General features: G+C 64.5%; 1 pseudogene. It reads right to left on the bottom strand.

From position 1 onward, the window contains the following. Nucleotides 1–425, bottom strand: a pseudogene (locus tag IG75_RS37050) (AMP-binding protein); the annotation flags it as partial.

Raw genomic sequence — 425 nt, 5'->3', positions numbered from 1 at the left:
CTGACCACGGAACTTCACCTGGAAATCGGTACGACCCAAATACTCCAGCACCGGTTCGATCCGGCCCTCGACCTCGGCCCGGCTCCACCGCACCAGGTCGCCGGTGCGGTACATCCGCTGACCGGCATCGAACGGGCTCGCGACGAAACGGTCCGACGACAGATCCGGACGAGTCACATAACCCCGCGCCAACTGATCACCCGCGAGGTAGAGCTGAGGTAGAGCTCACCCACCACACCGGCGGGAACCGGCTGGAGACGGGAGTCCAGCACATAGACACGGCTGTTCCACTGCGGCACACCGATCGGCACACTGCCCGACTCCGCACCCGTGGCCTGCCAATACGTGATCGACACCGCGGCCTCGGTCGGACCATACAAGTTGTGCACAGCCGCACCCGAAATCGCATGCATCGCCGACACCGT

The sequence above is a fragment of the Nocardia rhamnosiphila NBRC 108938 genome (assembly GCF_000720425.1).
Taxonomy (GTDB): Bacteria; Actinomycetota; Actinomycetes; order Mycobacteriales; family Mycobacteriaceae; genus Nocardia; species Nocardia rhamnosiphila.
Note: the sequence above shows the minus strand (reverse complement) of the source record. Positions and strands in the feature narration are given on the sequence as shown.